The sequence below is a fragment of the Balneolaceae bacterium genome (assembly GCA_034521445.1).
In the GTDB taxonomy this organism is placed as follows: Bacteria; Bacteroidota; Rhodothermia; order Balneolales; family Balneolaceae; genus JAXHMM01.
Genome location: JAXHMM010000011.1, coordinates 20,921 through 39,332 on the forward strand (window position 1 = coordinate 20,921; position 18,412 = coordinate 39,332).

Here is an 18,412-nt window from a genome sequence, read left to right on the forward strand (position 1 = left end):
TATCAAGATGAGGAATTGGGCAGGTATAGTCCCCTTCAGGGCCTAATTGGGTCATGCGATACTTGATAAGGCGGGATATCCGATATGAGCCAATTCTAGCCCTGAAGGGGACTATACCTGCCTAGTACCGAATCCAGTTCCTATCCTCCAGCCATTGAATCAACGCCGGCAGGAAGGTAAGCGCCGCCACCAGCGTCATGCCGATGCCGATCACCGCCATAATGCCCAGCGACTGCAACCCGGGGTGTGTGGTAAAGATCAGCCCCGAGAAACCCAGCATGGTGGTCATCGAGCCGATAGTCACGTGCTGTCCTGTGCTGGAGAGCACCTCCCACATGGAGTTCCTGCCCTCGTCGCGGTAGCGGTGGGCCAGGTGAACCCCGTTGTCCTCCCCTATGCCCAGGATGGCCGGAAGCACCACCAGGTTGTAGAAATTGAACATCATGCCGGTCAGGATCATGATCCCGAAAAGCCAGAGCAGTCCCACCACCAGCGGCAGCATGGCGATGAGGGTCCACCGCAGCGAGCGGAAGGCGATCAGCATGAGCAGGAAGACCATGGTGAAGGTGGCGCCCACCATCCAGGGACTCTCGCTGCGCATCAGATCCAGCATTTCAGCGGCGATGATGGAGGTGCTGGCGGCGTGGAAGGTCTTGCCGCTGTCCAAGGTCACTTCGCCCACATCCTCCTTGAAGGCGATGGAATTACGTCCGTCGGCCAGTCCCACGCTTGGGTAGACGATCACGAAATTGCCCACCTCGCCCTCGCGCGTCACAAACTGGTTGCGAAAATAGTCGGGGATATCATCGATGCTCATGCGGGTCCGGGTCTGGGCGGCCCTGCGAAGGCGATCCAGCTGCGGGTCGTCCTGTCCCTGGATGACGGGGTCGTTGAGCAGTTCGCGAATGTCCGATATGCGCTGGAGTTTAGCCGTGGCCGCAGAATCGGTGGGTGGAAAGCGCTCAGGCAGGGCTTCCACCTCGGCGATGGTGGGACTGGTGGTGTCGGTGCGCATGCGGTGGCGCAGTTTCTCCAGGATCTGGATGACCTCCTGCTGGTTGTCGGCCAGAAGGTAGGCGGGGTTGTGCTTGTCGCTGGTATTGACCCGATCGGTAATCTCGCGAAAAGACTCATAGCGGGGGAAGTCAGGCTCCAGCTCCCCGAAGTCGTACTGGAAACGAATATTGCTGGAAAAGATCCCAACCAGCACAGCCACGGCCAAACCTGACAGCACGATGGTGCGGGCCATCGGGAAGCGGCGGGGACCGGACGCCCTCCTCTCCACCGACTCCACATTCAGCAGGATCCAGTTGAACCGCTCGCATATCACCAGCAGAGAAGGCAGCACGAAGAGCATGCAGAGCAGCGCCAGGATGATGCCCGAGCCGGCGATAAATCCGAATTCCGAGAAGCCTCGGAAGCGCGCCAGCACCAGCACGTAGAGGGACAAGGCCGTGGTCAGCCCGCTCACCATGATGGCCATGCCCGTCTTGTCATAGGTACTCTGAAGGGCGTCGGGGATGTCCAGCCCGTCAGATCGGAATTCGATGTAGCGGGCGTAGAAGTGGATGCCATAGTCAATGCCCATACCGAACAGTATCACGAAAAGCACCGAGGTCATGGTATTAAGCATGCCCAGCACGGCGTAGGTGATCCCGAAAGTCCACGAGAGGCTGATCACCAGCGGCAGGCCGATGACCAGCACGGGCACCGGCACCCTCAGCAGATGGCTCCATACGGCGTGCGTCTGTCCCCTGCTACCCCCGCGGCGGTAGTGGATGTATTTTTTGATGAAAAAGTAGAACATCACCAGCAGGATCACCGTGGAGATGCCGGAGGCGAAACTGCGGAAGACGTCATTCATGATGGAGTCGATCTCCTCCAGGTGACGCTGCAGTCGTCCCCCGTAGCGCACCTCCATCTGGGGATGATAGGAGGCCGGCTCCATGACGGCGGCCAGGGAGTCCACACTTGCGAACATGTCGCGAAGGAAGCTCAGGTTGCTCTTCGAGCCGGTGGGATAGAAATGCACCACCATGACCGTGGAGTCGGGGCTCATGGGATACTCGTCGGGGATGAGGTCGTTGTAGCTCTCCTCAAAACGCTCCAGGTTCTGCTGCTGGGCAGCCTCATCCCCTTCCTCATCCAGTCCCAGATCCATGTAGAAGGGATTGGCATCCTCCTTGGCCTGATGGATTTCCGACTCCAGGTAATCGGCGATATCGGTCAGCTCGTTGTCGGTGGCGAAGTAGAGAGCGTTGTCCTTGAGCACCTCCACGTCCTTGCGGAACTCGGCCCGCTTGAAGAAGTAGTTCTCGGTGGCGGGATCGTAGAGCTTGAGGGCCTGCTGTATGAACTCATTGGCGAAGGCGCGGTTGGCCTCAAAGGAGGGCGACTGAATGGCCAGCTCCATGGAGGTCTCCCCGCCAACCGTCTGCTGCAGTCGCTCCAGTGCGATAACGTGGTCGTTGGTTTTGGGAAGTAGATTGGCCAGGTCGGTATCCACCTTGAGCTGCACGGCAAAGTATCCGGCCACCGCCGCCGTTACCAGCGCAAAGGCGATTACGCCGAAGGGATTCCGGTAGTTAAACCGGATCAGGGGACGCAAGTAATTCAGGATTTTGTCCATTCGCTGTCAACCCTACGAAATATGACCCTGCATGAAAGGCGTGAATTTAACCATTTTATTCCATCTTGTCGGTCTTCAGTTGCCCACGGGCTTCAGTATGAAATCATCGTAGTCGGCCATTACGTGGGAACCTGTGCTGTCGCCGTCGCTCAATACCAGGATGGCCAGGGGCTGCTTGGGAGGCGTCTCCCCGAAGAGTTCTCGGTAGTCCTCGTATATGTTGCGCTCGAAGGTGACCCACTCGCCTGTGCGCGCCTCACCCGACTCGATCACGAGGATTTTCTGGTTGCCGAAGAGCTTGGAAAACTGCGAGCCGGTCTCCCTGGTAGTGCTCCAGGAATAGCGAATGGACTTAGGCACTTTTCGAAAGAGCACATGGCCGAATTCGAAGACCACATAGACGCTGACCACAGAGTCGTTACGGTCGCTGACGTCTTCATCGGCGTTATCAGGAAGCTCGTGAGCGCGCACCCGCCAGCTTAACACAGGCGTCTCGTGGATGTTTACCATTTCCTTGTTCGCGAGCGGATAATTGATATGCTTGGCGTGCATACCCTCGTACCGTAGAAAGCGGTTGCCCTCCTCCTCCATAATCCGGTATTTGTACTCTTCCTGAACATTAGAATCATAATTCACCAGTTCCCTGTTCCCGTCCCGGTCAAACCAGCCGACAGGCAGTCCCCCGACGGGATCGCTCTCAAAATCATCCAGCAGAAGGGAGCCGTCGGCCAGTCGTTCCGGTGCACCTGCCTGCTTCTGGGCACTGGTTTCCGGTGGCACGGCCAGCAAAACCGCAAGCAAGCATAGCAGGATGCGCATGGTATGGATGGGGGTTCGAATGTTGTGCACGGTAATCGTACTATTTGCCCTCATGATTTAAATGGTTGCCGTCCGATGGCCTGTATAGTGACGCGTTCCTTCAGCGAATACCTATAATACAGAATACGCTGTGAATAGAAAATGCAGGAATATGACAACGTATGAACGCCCGGTATAGTTTTCTCTGATCCCAAATCAGGGTTTGCCTGCGCCAATGCGGCTGCACCGGATTCCCGCCAACGACCGACGAACACGCATACAGGACCCCGGCATTAAGGTTGAAATAATTATTATATATATTGGGAACCGCCGAATCGGCCGCCTGTTTCACCACAGATCACTGCATGCTTGACTCCCTTGCCGAAAGCCTGAAACGCTACCGCCGGAAACTGGCGGAATTCCGGGAGTCCCCCCGCGGCGAGCGGACGGTCCGATACCTAACCTGGACCTTCCAGGCTGTGGTTCTGGGGGTGATCATCTACCAGCTCACCGGCATCGGCTGGGGGACGTTTCTGGCCGCGTTGCCCGACGTGGCAATGTTTTACGCGCTGTTCCTGTTGATCTACTTCCTGTTGCCCTTTTCCGAGGCGCTGGCCTATAAGATTTGCTGGGGCACCCCGTACCTGCACAGCATTCCGATCTTCCTGAAGAAACGCATTTTCAACAAGGACGTGATGGGCTATTCCGGGGAGGTCGTCCTGCTGCACTGGGCCACCCAGTCGATTCCCCGCTCCCGCCGCCAGCTGTTCCGTGATATAAGGGACATGAACATTATCTCCTCGGCCGCTTCCACCATGGTGGGTGTGGGATTGCTGGTATTTTTGGTGCTTACAGGACAGATTCAGGCGCTGAATTTCCTGTTTGACGGCAGCGTTATCGGAAGCGCCGGGGTATGGGACTACACCGTGGGGGGCGCCATCGCCCTGGCAATTATCCTGATCGCCTACCGCTTTCGCGACTGGCTTTTTTCCATGCCGGTCGGGATCGCATCGAAAGTGTTCTCCATTCACTTCCTGCGAATGCTCCTTCTCTATTCTGCGGAGATCCTGCAGTGGCACCTGGTGCTCCCGGAGATCGGACTGGAGATCTGGTTCACGTTCCTGAGCATCCGGATCATCATCAGCCGCATCCCATTCATTCCCAGCCAGGATCTGGTGGCCACCAGCACGAACATCGAGCTGGCCCGAGTCCTGAATGTCTCCGTAGCGCCGGTCTCCGGACTCTTCCTGGCACATGACGTGCTGGGTAAAATCTTCAACCTCTTCTTCTACCTCTATTATAGCTGGCAGGAGCGGCGGGGAAAGAGTGTCACGGCGGGCGACGAGCAGATGGTCGCCCACCGAGAGGGAGAGCCGCCGGGGATTTAGACCATCCTTCCGGCCGGATGCCTTCCGTACGGAGCCATACGCTCCAAGCGGCTGTCGATCTAGAAGCTCCCGTCCCATCGGATGCCTGCGCGGATCCCCAAGATATTCCCGTACACTTCCCCCGTGTCGGCGCCCATGGAGAGATGCGCGGAAAGCCCGTCCCGGGAAGGAAAATCATAGGATAGGTCCAGCAGCAGAGAAAGATTAACCTCCTTCATCTCCTCCAGGGACCGGAAATTGTCTTCCAGCTCGTTGATCCTGCGCCGCTCGAAGGTGCTATAGTTACGGGAATAGGTCGCCAGGACGCGATAATCCAGCCCGGGCGATAAACTGCCGTTTACCCCGAGATGGTGGGCAACGATAATATTGTGCCAGGGCCGGTTGATCTCAGGACGGAAGGTAATCAGCGGCATACCAAGCACACGGTCCTCATGGGTCCACCCGCTCTGATAGATAAAATTCCAGTAATACATCTGACGTCCGCTGGGCTGGTCGGCCCGGGAGTCCTGCTGTTTGGTGTTGATGTGCTCGTAAGTAACTCCCTCAAGCCAGTGGGAATCGTCCGACCGCCGGAGGTAGTTGAGACCCCACACCCCGTCCCATGGACTGCGGAGACGGCGGGAGACGCTATCCTCCAGGTAAAACAGGCGGGTGGCGGAAAGTTTAAAGCCCTCCCCCCGGTAGAGCAGCTCAAATTCATAGGCCGCCACAGAGTTGCCCAGCGAATTGGAGACCTCGCCGTCCGGCGTGCTGTCGCTCCCGGCTGCCCCGTAGGCAAACACCACACGGAGGTAGTCGGAAAATGAGCTGGGCAGGTGGCCGTCATGCGGATGCGTGCCGCCCCAGGTGCTGTTGTGCACCACCCCGCCCGTCCCGCTCCATCGACCGGAATTCAAGCGCAGATAGAGGTATTTCTGGTGCAGCATGACGTCCTTCACAAACCGGTTGTCGGGGAACACGCCGTTGGAGAAGAGCCCTTTGAACTGGACGTGCCCGTCGGTCCCCGGGATGTCGGCAAATTCCGGGTTGTAGATGCTGACCCTCGGCACGGGCGTGGCATGGGTGCCCTCCATCATCGATCCAACCGAAAGCCGGTGGTTGTTGCGTCCAATGGGGAGGGCAAAGCGTCCCGCATCCAGCCGGAACGCCCCGTAATCCGCCCTCAGGTAGAGCTCCGGGAAGTGATAGGAGGAGCGGTCCGACCACCTCACCAGGAACGTTCCAGCTGCGGTGAGCGACCAGCGGGAACCCCTGAGGAGCGGCGCCTCCACGGAAAACTCATTCAAAAAGTTGACCCCCTCCGGATGAACCCGTCCCAGGCTGTTGGAATAAAACCAGAAGGGAAGGCTGTCGGCCGTCGCGGCGTACACATCGGAACGCAGGGAGTAGCGAATGCTGTGCACCGTGTCGCGGTCCGCCACATCTCCGAGGACGGTATCTTCTCCATTTGCGTCCCCGTACTGTGCCTGTGACGTAGAAGGCAAAAGTGCTGGAATCACGGCAGCCGACAGCACCGCCAAAACCAGGAGACGAATCGGAATGGAGTTCATAATTTCTTGATCCTGGCAGTTTGTGTGCTTCTTTTCCCAGACCGCGTGATGCAATTCAGCGATTCACCCTGTCTTCGGTTTCGATGAGTTACCATAACTTTAATACAACATCAGGCGAAAGATAATGAAATATTTATTGGAGAGATGCATTCCGGCGCGCACGGTGAGAATTGCAAGGCCCGCCGTAGCCTTTTATTATTGCCTCCCCGAAATTTTTACGATATTTCGACCGCATTCAGCCCCAACTGCAGGACCGCGCGGGCCCGGATGGTGACCCGGCGCCGAAGGGGTACGCATCCGGCGAATACAGATTGTCAAGACGAACGAACCTATGGATTTGAAATCCGACACTCAATTCCCCGCGTCCTCCGACCGCACAGAAGAGGAGAATCCGCCCAAGGTGAGCTGCCTGATCGTAACGGCAGACCGCAGGGCCCTGCTTCGCCGGTCGATCCGATCGTGGAGCAGGCAGACCTACTCCAACCGCGAGCTGGTGGTTGTGGACAACGGGAAGGATACCGTTGAGGACCTGCTGGAAGATCTGCCCGGAGACCAGGTGCAGTATGAGCGGATCGACCCTGACGGGGACCTCGTGCTTGGGGACCTTCGCAATATCTCCCTGGACCAGGCGACGGGTGATTTTCTGATGTGCTGGGACGACGACGACTGGTTTCACCCAGACCGCATATCGGTCCAATTGGAGTCGCTCGGCGAGGAGTACGACGCCTGCTGCCTGCTGGGCAATCTCTTTCACATCAACACCCCGCAGCTCACAGACCATCCCTACCGGGGCTACCTCCCCGACGGCAGTCCCAGCTCCATTATCCACCGTCGCGACCCGGAGATTCGCTATCCCAGCCTCCCGCGTCAGGAAGACACCGTCTACCTGAACAAGTGGAGAGAACGCAGATACCGCAAACTCCCCCTCTCCTATTCCTATCTTTTCGTACGCTGTTTTCACGGCGATAACGTTTCCGGCCGTAAACACTTTTTGAGGCGCCTGCGCAACTCGCCCATGGGATGGATCCGTTACATGTGGTTTCACTATGTAAAGGGTGACGTGCTGCAACATCCAAAATTCAGGCTGACGGAGAAGGAACGTGCGTCTATTGAAATGTTTCAGAAGGATTCCCGGCAGCTCGGTCTCTTCTAACCCTGCAATTCCGGACCGTACAAAACGACATGAAGAACTACACCACACACAAGAAAATTCTGGGAGGCGCAATGCTGATCAACATCCTGCTGATCAGCACACACCTGGGGGAATTCTGGCCCTTCAGTATCTTTCCCATGTTTTCCCAGGCGGGCAATCCGTGGACCCGCGCCACGGTGGAGCGGGTGGAGAACCCCTCTGAGGAAGAGCTGTGGCAAAGCCGCACGCTTCCGGAACTCAACGGTAAGGCGGTGGGACTCTACCGGCAGGGCGTCGATCCCATCGACTACGCCAATTTCGTCGGGAAGACCACGGAATGGAACCAAAAACGCATCAATGCTCTTCGCGAGCTCCTCGGAGCCCGTGACCTGGGTGATCAGCGCTGGATGATCCATCGTGTCCGCGGCTACCTGGCGGAGGGCGATTCCGTGGTGGTCGAGAGCACACCGCTCTTTCTCTTTACGGCAGACTCCACCATCAAAAATCCTAATCTCTTCAGGTGAGCCTCATGCTGAACCGCCTGATGTACAACCTGTTTGATTGGGAGGAACCGGAATCGTTCGGCGTGAGGACCTACCTGCGGGTGTTCGAGTTCTTTGTAGCCGCCTATTCTCTGATCTACGCCTGGAGCTGGGGTTTCTACATTAGGAAAATACACGACGTGGTACTTCCGCTCGGGCTGGCTAACTACATCAATGACGAGATTTTTTTCGGAAACGATCTGGCGCTCTGGCTCGCCGGACTCCTCACCTTGCTGACAACGGCAGGATTCCTGGGCCGGGGGCGCCGTTTCCGGTGGGCATACCTGGCGGCATTCCCGCTGCTGCACCTTCTGTACGTGACCCGATTTTCTCTCGGGGAGATCCCCCACAGTTCCAACCTGGTTGGGTTCGGACTGCTGGGACTGGGACTCGGTTTCGTCTTTTTCAAGGATCGGCTCAAGGCGCTCTCTTTCGGCTACGGACTGATGATTTTCTTCATTGGACTGGGCTACACCACCGCCGGTATCAGCAAGCTGGTCGCCTCGGGCGTCACCTGGGTCGACGGCCACCACCTGTGGCTCTGGATCGCGGAAAAATCAACCGACGTTCTCTCAGGATACGGTTCCTTTGAACTTAATGCCCTGCAGGAAGTGGCTCTCTCAAGCCGTACCGCCGCAACCGCCATACTGGGCGTGGGACTGCTGACCGAACTGAGCGCTTTCCTGCTCTGGTTCAAACGGTTGCGTCCGTGGATTACCCTGGCCGTAATCGGCATGCACATCGGCATCTACTACTCGATGAACATCTTCTTCCTTTCCTATATGATCGGGCTGGTCATTGTCGGCTTCCCCTGGCACCTGCTGTTGAATCGGCTGAAGAGCCGAGGCAATCCGGCGCCCAAGCCATGAAAAGTGCAGGTCTTACACCTGATGCCGTTTGAAATGGCTTCAACGCTTCTTCGCTCAAATCCTGTTCTCCTTGAAAATACCCGACGATCGTTTCAGCTGTTCCAGATTGCGTGTTAGGTTGTTCCAGGTGCGTTCGGCAAACTCGTAAAAGGGTTGTTTCTGGTGGTACCAGCCGAAATGCAGGCAAAAGGGCGTGGTTTTCAGGTAGTCACCCTTGCCGGGAATGACGGAGAGCAGGCGCGTCAGAAATCGCCGGAGCCTACGCGATTTGAGTCCCCGCAGGTTGTAGACGAAGCTGTCGCAGTAGTAGGTGCAGACCACGTACTCAAAATCGGGGTCATGGGCCGTCAGGTCGCCTATATAGTCGAGCTGGGGACTGGTATGGCCCTGCAGCCAGGGATAGACGGGCAGGTTCAGCTTGGACATGGCCATGGCCATGCTCCACTCGCAGGACTCCTCGCTGCGGCCCTGCTCCAGGGTGCGGCTGCGGAAGTGCGTCTCATTCTTGCGGTCGAGCATCTTGGAGGAGAGCTCGCACATCTTTTTGGTCAGGTTGTAGTCGGCCGCGTAGATCATGCCGGTCTGCACGCGGCTGAGATAGGTAAGGCCGAAGTGGCGCAGGGTGCGCTGACGGCGGCGCAGAATGATGTCGGCCAGCACGCCGATGTTTTTGGGTCCCCCGAAAAAGTTATCCGACACCTGTGTGCCCGTAATGGTGAATTCATAGGGAGAGAAGGATTGCCAGAGGGGGTCCGGGTCCCGGCACCAGATGATGTCGCTGTCCAGGAAAATATTCCTGCCGAAGAAGAGATAGTCGTGGATGTTGTGTTTGAATCCCACGATGGAGGCGCGCTCGGGCGCCATCAGGTGGACCACGTCGAAAATGCCGGTCAGTCCATGCTCTTCCAGGATATTCTTGTGCTTCTTCTCGCAGACCAGGGCCACAGGACGCTCCCGGTCGTAGCGCCGCAGGGAGACCACGGAAGCGATGGCATGCCTGAGGTACCTGGGATGCCCGTACGTGGCGTAGACGTAGCCCTCCGGGGCGAGCTCTTTTTTCTGGACGGATCGTAGCATGACGTGAAAATACGAATAAAATGGACCTCGTTCAGCCCGCTCCTATCCCCTGCCCGCCCGCTTGCGCAGGGCCTCCAGCAGCACCTGGTATCCGCGCTGGCTGATAATGCGCTGGTACTGGCTGCGGTAGCTCTCAGCCGTGGAGACGTCGTCGATGACAATATCGGTAACCGTCCACTCTCCGTCGTAGTTCATGTCGTAGTGTACGGGAATGCGCGAGGCGTCCTGCATCACGGTGGTATGCACCCGCGCGCTGTCCCCGTTGACGCGGATGGCGAGGTATTCCACCCGAGCGCGGTAGATATCCAGGTTGTTCATGGACTGGTCGCGCACCACGGTGGAGAACACCTCGACAAACTCGTCGCGCTCCTCGACTGACAGCGTGTCCCAGGTCTGCTGCAGGGCGTAGGCCGCCATGGAACGGTAGTCGATGATGCCATTGATGATGTCCTTAAGCTGCTCACGCTGCGCCTCGGTATACTCGGCGCCTTCCGGGCCGACCAGATCCTTGATCTCGCGGTCGCGCTGATCAAGCAGGGCGCGAACGGCAGCGCTGTCCTGCTGCTGCGCCGCCGCAGGGGCGGGCAGTGCCGCCAGGAGGGCAACCGTCGCCGTCAGTGCCAGGTGCAGGGTTCTCTTGATCGTCATGGGGTCAGGGTTGATTCATAGAAAGGTGAGTGATAGGTAGTCCGGCCGCCTTGAAAAGTTCCGCCATGTTCTTATTGTGCTCGAATACCTCCCGCTCGATCTGCACACGAAGCTCCAACTCCTTCCTGAGTGCGTCCAGCAGGTCCTTGGTGTCTCCGAAGCCCAGGTCGTAGTCCAGCTGCTCCTGACGCAGCCACTCCTTGGTGGTGGTCAGCGCCTCATCGAGGCGCTCCAGGCGGGAGCGTGAGAGGCTGGCGTTCTTGTAGTGGTCGTTGAGTTCCAGTACGATGCCGTCCATGGCCGCCGATCGCGCATCCTGGGCCTGTTCGAGCTGAATGCGGCTGCGCTCGATCCGGGTACTGATGCCGAAGATGTCGAGGTTCTGGCGAATGCCGAAGCCCAGGGCGCCGGTGGCGTAGTTGGTGTTGTTGATGATAAAAGGGTTACTCTGGCGCGGGCGGTTGGGTGTGTTGGCGTAGCTGCCGGAAAGTCCCACGAAAAGGGTGGGCAGGGCCTGCGAACGGGTGGCCTTGAGGCCGAACTCGGCGGCGCGGATACCCGAATCAATGCCTTGCAGCTCCGGGCGCGACTTCAGGGCGTTGCCGCGGTAGTAGCTGAGCTCGCGCAGGACGTTGTTTACCGGGTCGAGGAACTGCGGCTCCGGCACGTAGACCGTCCCGGGATCGGCCTGCAGCACATAGTTCCAGATACGCCGTATATAATCCATATTCTCCCGCACTTCGGCCGCGCGCATGTCAAACTCCGACCGGAAAACGCGAAACTTGAAGAGGTCCGACTGGTCAAAATCCTGATTGCCCTCCTCCTGCATCTGCTCCAGCTGGGAGGTAATCTCCTCGATGCGCCCGCGCGCCTCGTCCAACAGACGTTGAAGCTCACGCGTCATCATATAGCTGTGATAGAGCTCATAAAGGCGCAACTCCAGTCCAGCCTGCCGGGAGTCGAATTCGTGACGCGCCGCATCGGCGCCCGCCTCCGCCGCCTTCACTGCGCTGCTGAGTGCGCCCCAGGTGAAAACCGGCTGCACGGCGCTCACCTCCGCGCGTGTGTAGAGTCCCCAGTTCTCCCAGTCGTTGTCCAGGTTGGGGTCGAGGTAGTATTCGTTTTCCGACAGGTCGGTCCGGTCGCTCTTCACGCCCGGGACCACCCCGTGCTGGGTATTCAGCTCGAAGCGCGGAAGGTAGCGCTGCGAGCGGGCCTGGTCGATGCGGTTATTGGCCAGGCGCACCTTCTCCTGCTCAAATTCGAGCTGGCCCGAATTTTCCGTGCCTTGACGGATGAACTCCTGGAGACTCACGGAGAGGGTATCCTGCGCGGTTGCTGCCGGGACGGCCACGCAGAGCAGCAGCGCGAAAAGCAGGAAGCGGAGTTGCATGGCGAGTGGATTGGGTTAGAGCCTAATGAAATAGCCCCTCCCCCCGGAAGGGACGGGGCTATGCAAAGCGGAGAGAGAGGGATTCGAACCCCCGGAGACCCATAGGGCCTCAACGGTTTTCAAGACCGCCGCATTCGACCACTCTGCCATCTCTCCGTTCCTTTCGGCGGCGCGGGCTCCCGTCCGCGGGCGTACCCGTTAACTGGGCCGGCTACTGCGGTCAGGATTCCTTCAGGGCCTGCGCGCCTGAAACAATTTCGGAAATTTCCGTGGTAATCGCACTCTGGCGCGCCTGGTTGTAATCAAGCTTCAGATCCCGTTCAATATCCTTGGCGTTCTCGGTGGCGTTGTCCATAGCGGTCATCCGGGCACCCTGTTCGGCGGCGTTGGATTCAAGCACGGCCTTCCAGATCTGCATGTTCAGGTGCAGCGGAAGCAGCTTGTCGAGGATGGCCTCCGCGTCAGGCTCGTAGATGTACTCGCCCTTCAGGTCGCGGGAGGCGCGGTCCTCCAGCAGCAGTTCGGGATCGATGGGTAGCACCGGCTCGACGATACGGTTCTGCGAAATGACCGATTTAAACTCGTTGTAGCAGAGGTGTACCTGGTCGAAACTTCCCTGCTTGAACAGCCCGATCACCTCGCGCATGACCTCGGAAGTGGAGGCGAATTCCAGCTCGTCAAAGAACCCGGGAATGCTTTTGGCTACCTTGTACTTGCGCTTGCGGAAGTACTTGTCGGCCTTTTTTCCCAATGCGATAACGGACAAGTTGCCGGAATCATTGTACGCGGCAAAGTCGTCGGCAATGCGCTTCTCGACCGCCTTGAAGAGGTTGTTGTTGAATCCGCCGCAGAGTCCGCGGTCGGAGCCGATGACAATGAACAGCACCCGGTCGATCTGTTCGGGGCGGCGCATCAGCACGTTGTCCCCGCCGGCGTTGGCAACCAGCCGGGAGACCACCTGCTTCATCTTGTAAGCGTAGGGGCGCGTGTCGATGATGCGGTTCTGCGCCTTGCGCAGCTTGGCGGCCGCCACCATCTTCATCGCCTTGGTGATCTGCATGGTGTTCTGAACCGATTCGATCCGGTTCCGTATGTCGCGTAAGTTGGCCATACCTTATGCTTATGCTTGTGCTTCTGCTTCTTCGGAGGCTTTGATCTGTCGGATGACGCTGCGGGCGGCTTCCAGCAGCTGCTCGCCCAGCTCGTCGCCCAGATTACCGGAATCGGCGAGCTCGCCGAGCTCATCGCTGAATTTGGCCCGGATGGTCTCCAGGTACTCCTGCTCGAACTGCATGATCTGGTCAACTTTCAGATCCTCAAGCAGTCCCTCGTCGTTAACCTTCAGCAGGGCAATCTGATCCTGCACCGGTCGCGGCTGGTAGATGTCCTGCTTGAGCAGTTCCACCGTGCGCTCGCCCCGCTTGAGCTGCCGCTTGGTTGCGGCGTCGAGGTCGGAACCGAACTTGGCGAAGGCCTCCAGCTCGCGGTACTGCGCCAGGTCCAGCTTCATGGTGCCGGACAGCTTTTTCATGGACTTCACCTGGGCGGAGCCTCCCACACGCGACACGGAGGAACCCACGTCGATGGCGGGGCGCACCCCGGAGTTGAAAAGGTCGGTGTCCAGGAAGATCTGTCCGTCGGTGATGGAGATCACGTTGGTAGGAATGTAGGCGGAGATGTCGCCCGCCTGGGTCTCGATAATGGGCAGTGCCGTCAGCGAGCCCCCGCCCTTCATGAGAGGCTTGAGCTGCTCGGGCACATTGTTCATCTGCCGGGCCACCTCGTCGTTGTCGATAATCTTGGCGGCGCGCTCCAGCAGACGGCTGTGCAGGTAGAACACGTCGCCGGGGTAGGCTTCGCGTCCCGGGGGACGCTTCAGCAGCAGGGAGAGCTCGCGGTAGGCGACGGCCTGCTTGGAAAGATCGTCGTAGACCACCAGAGCGTGACGGCCAGTGTCGCGGAAGAACTCCCCGATGGCAGCCCCTGCGAAGGGGGCGATGTAGCGCATGGGGGCCGAGACGCTGGCCGGGGCCGAAACGATCACCGAATACTCCAGGGCGCCCTGCTCTTCGAGGGCGTTGGCGATACCAGCCACCGTAGAGCCCTTCTGTCCCACAGCCACGTAGATGCAGAAGACCGGCGCGTCGGTCTCCTGGGTCTCGCGCTGGTTGATAATGGTGTCCACCGCTACGGTGGTCTTGCCGGTCTGGCGGTCGCCGATGATCAGCTCACGCTGGCCGCGTCCAATGGGAATAAGCGAGTCAATGGCCTTGAGTCCAGTCTGCAGCGGTTGGGTTACCGGCTCCCGGTAGATCACGCCCGGGGCTTTCCGCTCCAGGGGGGTGCGGATGGTGTCGCCCGAAATGGGTCCCTTGCCATCCAGGGGACGTCCCAGCGGATCGATCACGCGTCCCAGCAGCCCTTCCCCCACGTTGATGGAGGCGATGTCCTTGGTGCGGCGCACCGTGTCGCCCTCCTCCACCGCGCTGGTGGCGCCGAAGAGCACGACGCCGACGTTGTCCTCCTCAAGGTTGAGCACCATGCCGCGCACCGAGTTGCCCTCCTCGTCCTTGGAATCGGGCAGGTCCACCAGCTCACCGGCCTGCACTTTGGAAAGGCCGTAGACGCGGGCGATACCGTCCCCTACCTCGAGGACCGTACCCACGTCGTACACGTCGGCTTCGTTGTCAAAGCCGGAGAGCTGCTTGCGTAGGATGGCGGATACTTCGTCTGGTCTGACTTGACTCATGGTATTCGTAAATGCTTTTAGCGGATGTTGGAATTATTCGACCGAAGCGGCCGTAAGCTGCTCGTGGAGTTCCTCCAGCTTGTGCCTGACGGTGCCGTCGATGACGGTGTCGTCAAGGCGCACGGAGAGCCCGCCCATCAAGTCGGGATTCACCGAGAGGTCCATCTTCACCTTTTTGCCGGTTTTCTTTTCGAGGGATTGGTGCAGCTTTTCGCGCTGCTCCCCGTTCATTTCGAAGGCGGCCTGCACCTCCACCTCGATGATGCCGGCGTGGATGTTGTACTGCTCGCGGAAGGCGGCGGTCACCTGGTCCAGCAGGCGTATCCGGCCCTTTCGGGCCAGCAGGTCCAGGAAGAGGAGTGTGGCCTGATTGACCTTCTCCCCGAAAATCTCACGCAAGGCCTCCTTCTTGTCGTCGAACTTAATGACGGGACTGCGAAGAAAGGCCACAAGCTCCCGGGATCCCTCCAGGGTGTTGTGGATGAGATTCATGTCGTCCAGGATGGCCTCCACCTGCTCCTTTTCCTTTGCAAACTGCAGAAGGGCGGAGGCGTACCTGCGTGCCGTCTTGGTGGTGCGCATGGCGTCAGTTTTTGGAGAGCTCTTGGATGTAGTTGTTCACGAGCCTGCTGTTCTTCTCCTCGTCCAGTTCGGACTCCAGGATGACGGAGGCCGACTGCACGGCAAGGCGGGCGACTTCGTCCCGCAGTTCCAGCAGGGCACGTTTCTTCTCCTGTTCGATGGTTTCGCGCGCCTGTTCGAGCATGCGCGCGGCTTCAGCCTTCGACTTTTCGATGCGCTCGGCGCGGAGGACTTCCGCCTCCGCGATGGCTTCCTTGCGAATCTGCTGGGCCTTCTGCTCGGCCTCGCGGAGGGCCTTCTCGTTGTCTTTCGAGATCTGCTCCGCGCGGGCCAGGGCGTTTTCAGCCGACTCCAGCGACTCCTGGATACGGTTTTCGCGCTCGCTGAGTGCCTTCATAATGTGCGGAACGGCATACTTCCCCATCAGGAGAAGAAAGAGCACCATCGTGATCAGCACCCATAGGGCGAAACCGCCGTTAAAAGAGAGGAAACCCCCTCCCTGGGCCAGGACTAGTGGTAACACAGTCATAATGGAGTGTCAGCGGTGAAGGTTACAGTTGGATGCCGAGAGCCAGGAGGAAACAGACGATAGCGGCGACCAGTGCCACACCCTCGATGAGAGCGGCGGTCAGGATCATGGCCCCGCGAATGTCGCCGGAGGCTTCAGGCTGACGGGCAATGCTTTCCACCGCACCTTTACCGATCATGCCAATGCCGATGCCGGCGCCGATGGCTGCAATTCCTGCTCCGATTCCTGCTGCTAATAAACCCATAGTGTTGTACCTGTTCTTTTGATTATGGTTGGGATGTAGGGTATTGAAAGTTCGATTAAAATCAGGCGTGTGCTTCCACCGCCTCATCATGGTGTTCATGCTCCTCGACCGCCATACCGATGAACACGGCCGAAAGGAGCGTGAAAATGTAGGCCTGCAGTACGCCGACAAAAGCTTTCAGCACGTACATCAGTACGGTGAGGGGCACCGCCAGGAAACTGGTGCCGATGCCCACCGTGGTACCGAAACCGTCGGCAAAAATGAAAATGAGTCCCAGCACGATGATGATCATGATCTTGCCGGAAAGCATGTTGGCGAAGAGACGGACGGCGAGCGCAATAGGCTTGGTGAAGAGGCCCAGGAGTTCAATGGGCGTGAGAATGATGCGCATCCAGCCCGGTACGCCGGGGAACCAGAACACATGCTCCCAGTGGTCCTTGGAGCCGTTCCATTGCGTCAGAAAAAAGGTCATGAAGGCCAGCGTGCCGGTCACGGTCAGATCGGCCGTCGCAGTGACGCCCCAGGGCAGCAGGCCGAAGAGATTCATAAAGGTAATGGAGACGAAGGCGCAAAACAGGTAGGGCAGAAACTTTCTGTACTTGCTTTCCGGAATGTTGCCCCGAGCGATGTCGTCGCGAACGAACAGGAAGGTGATCTCAAAGAGGTTGTGAAACCAGCCCCTGGGCGCCGTCTCCCTTCCCACCCCCTTGTCGTAGCGCCGCACGGCCATCAGGGTAAGCAGGCCCGTGAGGCCCACGGCAAACCAGAAGAACATCAGGTGGGAGGTGATCGACATATCGAGCGCGATCTCCCCTTCGCCGGTATAGGTAAGGGCGCCGTGGTCTTCGGTAAAACGGCCCGATTCCACGGCGGCATGGGTAGACCCGTAGAAGTGCCACTGCCCGCCGGCCAGAATGATGCGCGGCAGCTCCAGGTGATAGCCCATCACATCCAGGTAGTGATGGTCGGAGATCTTGCCCATCAGGTCGATGGGAGCGCCATCCGATTCACCCTCGGCGGCTTGCGCCTGTTCGGACTGATCGGCTTGCTCCAGTGCAGACTCCGGGGAGGTGGAGGCAAGAGCATTAGAATCGGGAACCACAAAGAACAGTAAGAATACTGTGACTGCCAGTCGGCGAAAGGCCTGTACCATTTAGAATTCCGCTTCGGTTTCCAGTGTTTTGTTTAAAAAAATAATTTCGATTACAGAATGGAAAAGATAAGAAATAATGAAACTAACTGTAAAATAAATATGGTGGAATTTCACCACCGCAAGCGCAAGATAGATGGCCCCCAGAACCAGCAGAAATCGTAGGGCTATAGAAACCAGAAAGATACGGTAAAAGCGCCGGTCGCTGTCGACGCCGATTTTCAGGATGACGGCGAAGTTGCTGCCCGTGAACAGGAAGCTCAGCAGGTAGGCGACGGCCGCCGGAAGCAGCGCCTCGGGTCCCAGCATCAGCCAGGCGGCCAGCGGCAGGAGGGCGCCGGCGGCGCACCAGGAGAGAAAATGGTAGAAATAAGCGTTCTTCACAGAAGCATTCCCTTTGAAGCAGTGGTTCGCATCACCCCAGGTCCTTGTAGAGGCGGTAGATCAGCAGAAAGATATTGGCCATGCCGGCCAGAATACCCAGCAGCATGAGCCAGGGCGAGGTGTCCAGTTTCTGATCGAGCCAGTAGCCCAGCAGAACAGGCGCCGTAACGCCCACAGCGATTTCCGCGCCCAGCGAGAGGTAGGGCGCATAGCGGGAATAGGCGGAACGGCTGTCCTTCTCCCTGTCGGCCTGCTTCCTGTCGGATCCGCCGCTCACGCCTGGGCGCCTTCGGGCGTATCGCTGATGGCCTGGTTCACCGAGCCCTGCCCGGCGCTGTTGGTCGGGGGAAGCTTCATGTCCTCGCCCATGTGACAGGTGCCGTTGATCTGGGCCCCCTCCTCCACCAGGAGGCTCTTGGTGTGGATGTCCCCGTCAATTACGGCCGACTGGCGAAGCACCAGCTTGTTCTTGACGTAGATCTCCCCGTTGAGCGTGCCGGCGATGTCGGCGTCGGCCGCCTGCACATCCCCGGTCACCGACCCGCTGGAGGTGATAATCAGCTTGCCGGTGGCCTCGGCCTCGCCTTCCAGGGAACCCGCAATGCGAATGTCGTTCTTGGTCTTCAGGTTCCCTTTCAGGTTGGTGCCCTCGCTGATCATGTTAACCGAGGGCAGATTGTTGCCCGGAGATCCCGCCCCGGACTTCGAAGACGATTTGTTGGAGTTGTTGCTGTTGAACATGGTCCTG

The 18,412-nt window shown here is 58.7% G+C and carries 19 protein-coding genes and 1 tRNA gene; 4 read left to right on the plus strand and 16 right to left on the minus strand.

What is annotated here, in order from left to right:
* Positions 1 to 121: 121 nt before the first annotated feature.
* Together U5K31_11835 and U5K31_11840 are read right to left on the minus strand one after the other, a co-directional pair.
* The gene (locus tag U5K31_11835) at positions 122 to 2,608 is read right to left on the minus strand and encodes an MMPL family transporter (protein MDZ7773412.1); all 2,487 of its coding nucleotides are present in this window, start codon (positions 2,606 to 2,608) and stop codon (positions 122 to 124) included.
* A 96-nt stretch (positions 2,609 to 2,704) separates the two neighbouring features.
* On the minus strand, positions 2,705 to 3,478 hold the full coding sequence (locus U5K31_11840; protein ID MDZ7773413.1) for a DUF3047 domain-containing protein: 774 nt from the start codon (positions 3,476 to 3,478) through the stop codon (positions 2,705 to 2,707).
* A 314-nt stretch (positions 3,479 to 3,792) separates the two neighbouring features.
* On the opposite strand from U5K31_11840, the gene U5K31_11845 reads away from it, so the two are divergent.
* Positions 3,793 to 4,815 (plus strand): hypothetical protein, encoded by a 1,023-nt coding sequence (locus tag U5K31_11845; GenBank protein ID MDZ7773414.1) that lies wholly within the window; start codon positions 3,793 to 3,795, stop codon positions 4,813 to 4,815.
* A 59-nt stretch (positions 4,816 to 4,874) separates the two neighbouring features.
* On the opposite strand, the gene U5K31_11850 is transcribed toward U5K31_11845, so the two are convergent.
* The gene (locus U5K31_11850) at positions 4,875 to 6,365 is read right to left on the minus strand and encodes a capsule assembly Wzi family protein (GenBank protein ID MDZ7773415.1); all 1,491 of its coding nucleotides are present in this window, start codon (positions 6,363 to 6,365) and stop codon (positions 4,875 to 4,877) included.
* 331 nt (positions 6,366 to 6,696) lie between these two features.
* Between U5K31_11850 and U5K31_11855 the strand changes: the two genes are divergently transcribed.
* The 3 genes from U5K31_11855 to U5K31_11865 are packed head-to-tail and all read left to right on the plus strand — an operon-like array spanning position 6,697 to position 8,908.
* Complete coding sequence (locus tag U5K31_11855) at positions 6,697 to 7,518, plus strand: glycosyltransferase family 2 protein (GenBank protein ID MDZ7773416.1); 822 nt, start codon at positions 6,697 to 6,699, stop codon at positions 7,516 to 7,518.
* A gap of 29 nt (positions 7,519 to 7,547) precedes the next feature.
* On the plus strand, positions 7,548 to 8,021 hold the full coding sequence (locus U5K31_11860) for a hypothetical protein (protein MDZ7773417.1): 474 nt from the start codon (positions 7,548 to 7,550) through the stop codon (positions 8,019 to 8,021).
* A gap of 5 nt (positions 8,022 to 8,026) precedes the next feature.
* Positions 8,027 to 8,908, plus strand: a complete 882-nt coding sequence (locus tag U5K31_11865; protein ID MDZ7773418.1) for a hypothetical protein — start codon at positions 8,027 to 8,029, stop codon at positions 8,906 to 8,908.
* 54 nt (positions 8,909 to 8,962) lie between these two features.
* On the opposite strand, the gene U5K31_11870 is transcribed toward U5K31_11865, so the two are convergent.
* The 13 genes from U5K31_11870 to U5K31_11930 all read right to left on the minus strand — a co-directional run bounded on the left by U5K31_11870 (position 8,963) and on the right by U5K31_11930 (position 18,405).
* Positions 8,963 to 9,985, minus strand: coding sequence for a hypothetical protein (locus U5K31_11870; protein ID MDZ7773419.1), 1,023 nt, complete (start codon positions 9,983 to 9,985; stop codon positions 8,963 to 8,965).
* A gap of 42 nt (positions 9,986 to 10,027) precedes the next feature.
* Positions 10,028 to 10,633 (minus strand): ABC transporter substrate-binding protein, encoded by a 606-nt coding sequence (locus U5K31_11875; GenBank protein ID MDZ7773420.1) that lies wholly within the window; start codon positions 10,631 to 10,633, stop codon positions 10,028 to 10,030.
* Positions 10,634 to 10,637: 4 nt separating this feature from the next.
* Positions 10,638 to 12,026 (minus strand): TolC family protein, encoded by a 1,389-nt coding sequence (locus tag U5K31_11880; protein ID MDZ7773421.1) that lies wholly within the window; start codon positions 12,024 to 12,026, stop codon positions 10,638 to 10,640.
* A 68-nt stretch (positions 12,027 to 12,094) separates the two neighbouring features.
* Positions 12,095 to 12,182 (minus strand) — tRNA-Ser (locus tag U5K31_11885).
* Between the two features lie 64 nt (positions 12,183 to 12,246).
* Positions 12,247 to 13,137, minus strand: a complete 891-nt coding sequence (gene atpG, locus U5K31_11890; protein MDZ7773422.1) for an ATP synthase F1 subunit gamma — start codon at positions 13,135 to 13,137, stop codon at positions 12,247 to 12,249.
* Positions 13,138 to 13,146: 9 nt separating this feature from the next.
* Entirely contained in the window at positions 13,147 to 14,775 is a 1,629-nt protein-coding gene (gene atpA / locus U5K31_11895) for a F0F1 ATP synthase subunit alpha (GenBank protein ID MDZ7773423.1), read from the minus strand.
* 33 nt (positions 14,776 to 14,808) lie between these two features.
* Positions 14,809 to 15,357, minus strand: coding sequence for an ATP synthase F1 subunit delta (gene atpH, locus U5K31_11900; GenBank protein ID MDZ7773424.1), 549 nt, complete (start codon positions 15,355 to 15,357; stop codon positions 14,809 to 14,811).
* A 4-nt stretch (positions 15,358 to 15,361) separates the two neighbouring features.
* Positions 15,362 to 15,880: a F0F1 ATP synthase subunit B gene (atpF, locus tag U5K31_11905; GenBank protein ID MDZ7773425.1), complete on the minus strand. Its 519-nt coding sequence runs from the start codon at positions 15,878 to 15,880 to the stop codon at positions 15,362 to 15,364.
* A 28-nt stretch (positions 15,881 to 15,908) separates the two neighbouring features.
* Positions 15,909 to 16,229, minus strand: coding sequence for an ATP synthase F0 subunit C (gene atpE / locus U5K31_11910; GenBank protein ID MDZ7773426.1), 321 nt, complete (start codon positions 16,227 to 16,229; stop codon positions 15,909 to 15,911).
* A complete protein-coding gene (gene atpB / locus U5K31_11915; GenBank protein MDZ7773427.1) occupies positions 16,192 to 17,283 on the minus strand; it encodes a F0F1 ATP synthase subunit A in 1,092 nt (363 codons plus the stop codon). The genes atpE and atpB overlap by 38 nt, the downstream gene beginning before the upstream one ends.
* Positions 17,284 to 17,664: a hypothetical protein gene (locus U5K31_11920; GenBank protein ID MDZ7773428.1), complete on the minus strand. Its 381-nt coding sequence runs from the start codon at positions 17,662 to 17,664 to the stop codon at positions 17,284 to 17,286.
* A gap of 31 nt (positions 17,665 to 17,695) precedes the next feature.
* The gene (locus U5K31_11925; protein ID MDZ7773429.1) at positions 17,696 to 17,941 is read right to left on the minus strand and encodes an AtpZ/AtpI family protein; all 246 of its coding nucleotides are present in this window, start codon (positions 17,939 to 17,941) and stop codon (positions 17,696 to 17,698) included.
* On the minus strand, positions 17,938 to 18,405 hold the full coding sequence (locus U5K31_11930) for a polymer-forming cytoskeletal protein (protein MDZ7773430.1): 468 nt from the start codon (positions 18,403 to 18,405) through the stop codon (positions 17,938 to 17,940). Before U5K31_11930 ends, U5K31_11925 begins: the two co-directional genes overlap by 4 nt.
* Positions 18,406 to 18,412: the final 7 nt, after the last annotated feature.

Bases quoted from the DNA above. Each gene is read 5' to 3' on its own strand.
- U5K31_11875 (MDZ7773420.1), bottom strand. From the start codon at position 10,633: ATGACGATCAAGAGAACCCTGCACCTGGCACTGACGGCGACGGTTGCC.
- U5K31_11930 (MDZ7773430.1), bottom strand. From the start codon at position 18,405: ATGTTCAACAGCAACAACTCCAACAAATCGTCTTCGAAGTCCGGGGCG.
- U5K31_11880 (MDZ7773421.1), bottom strand. From the start codon at position 12,026: ATGCAACTCCGCTTCCTGCTTTTCGCGCTGCTGCTCTGCGTGGCCGTC.
- atpA (MDZ7773423.1), bottom strand. From the start codon at position 14,775: ATGAGTCAAGTCAGACCAGACGAAGTATCCGCCATCCTACGCAAGCAG.
- U5K31_11850 (MDZ7773415.1), bottom strand. From the start codon at position 6,365: ATGAACTCCATTCCGATTCGTCTCCTGGTTTTGGCGGTGCTGTCGGCT.
- U5K31_11855 (MDZ7773416.1), top strand. From the start codon at position 6,697: ATGGATTTGAAATCCGACACTCAATTCCCCGCGTCCTCCGACCGCACA.
- atpG (MDZ7773422.1), bottom strand. From the start codon at position 13,137: ATGGCCAACTTACGCGACATACGGAACCGGATCGAATCGGTTCAGAAC.
- atpH (MDZ7773424.1), bottom strand. From the start codon at position 15,357: ATGCGCACCACCAAGACGGCACGCAGGTACGCCTCCGCCCTTCTGCAG.
- U5K31_11860 (MDZ7773417.1), top strand. From the start codon at position 7,548: ATGAAGAACTACACCACACACAAGAAAATTCTGGGAGGCGCAATGCTG.
- U5K31_11845 (MDZ7773414.1), top strand. From the start codon at position 3,793: ATGCTTGACTCCCTTGCCGAAAGCCTGAAACGCTACCGCCGGAAACTG.
- U5K31_11870 (MDZ7773419.1), bottom strand. From the start codon at position 9,985: ATGCTACGATCCGTCCAGAAAAAAGAGCTCGCCCCGGAGGGCTACGTC.
- U5K31_11865 (MDZ7773418.1), top strand. From the start codon at position 8,027: ATGCTGAACCGCCTGATGTACAACCTGTTTGATTGGGAGGAACCGGAA.
- atpE (MDZ7773426.1), bottom strand. From the start codon at position 16,229: ATGAACACCATGATGAGGCGGTGGAAGCACACGCCTGATTTTAATCGA.
- atpB (MDZ7773427.1), bottom strand. From the start codon at position 17,283: ATGGTACAGGCCTTTCGCCGACTGGCAGTCACAGTATTCTTACTGTTC.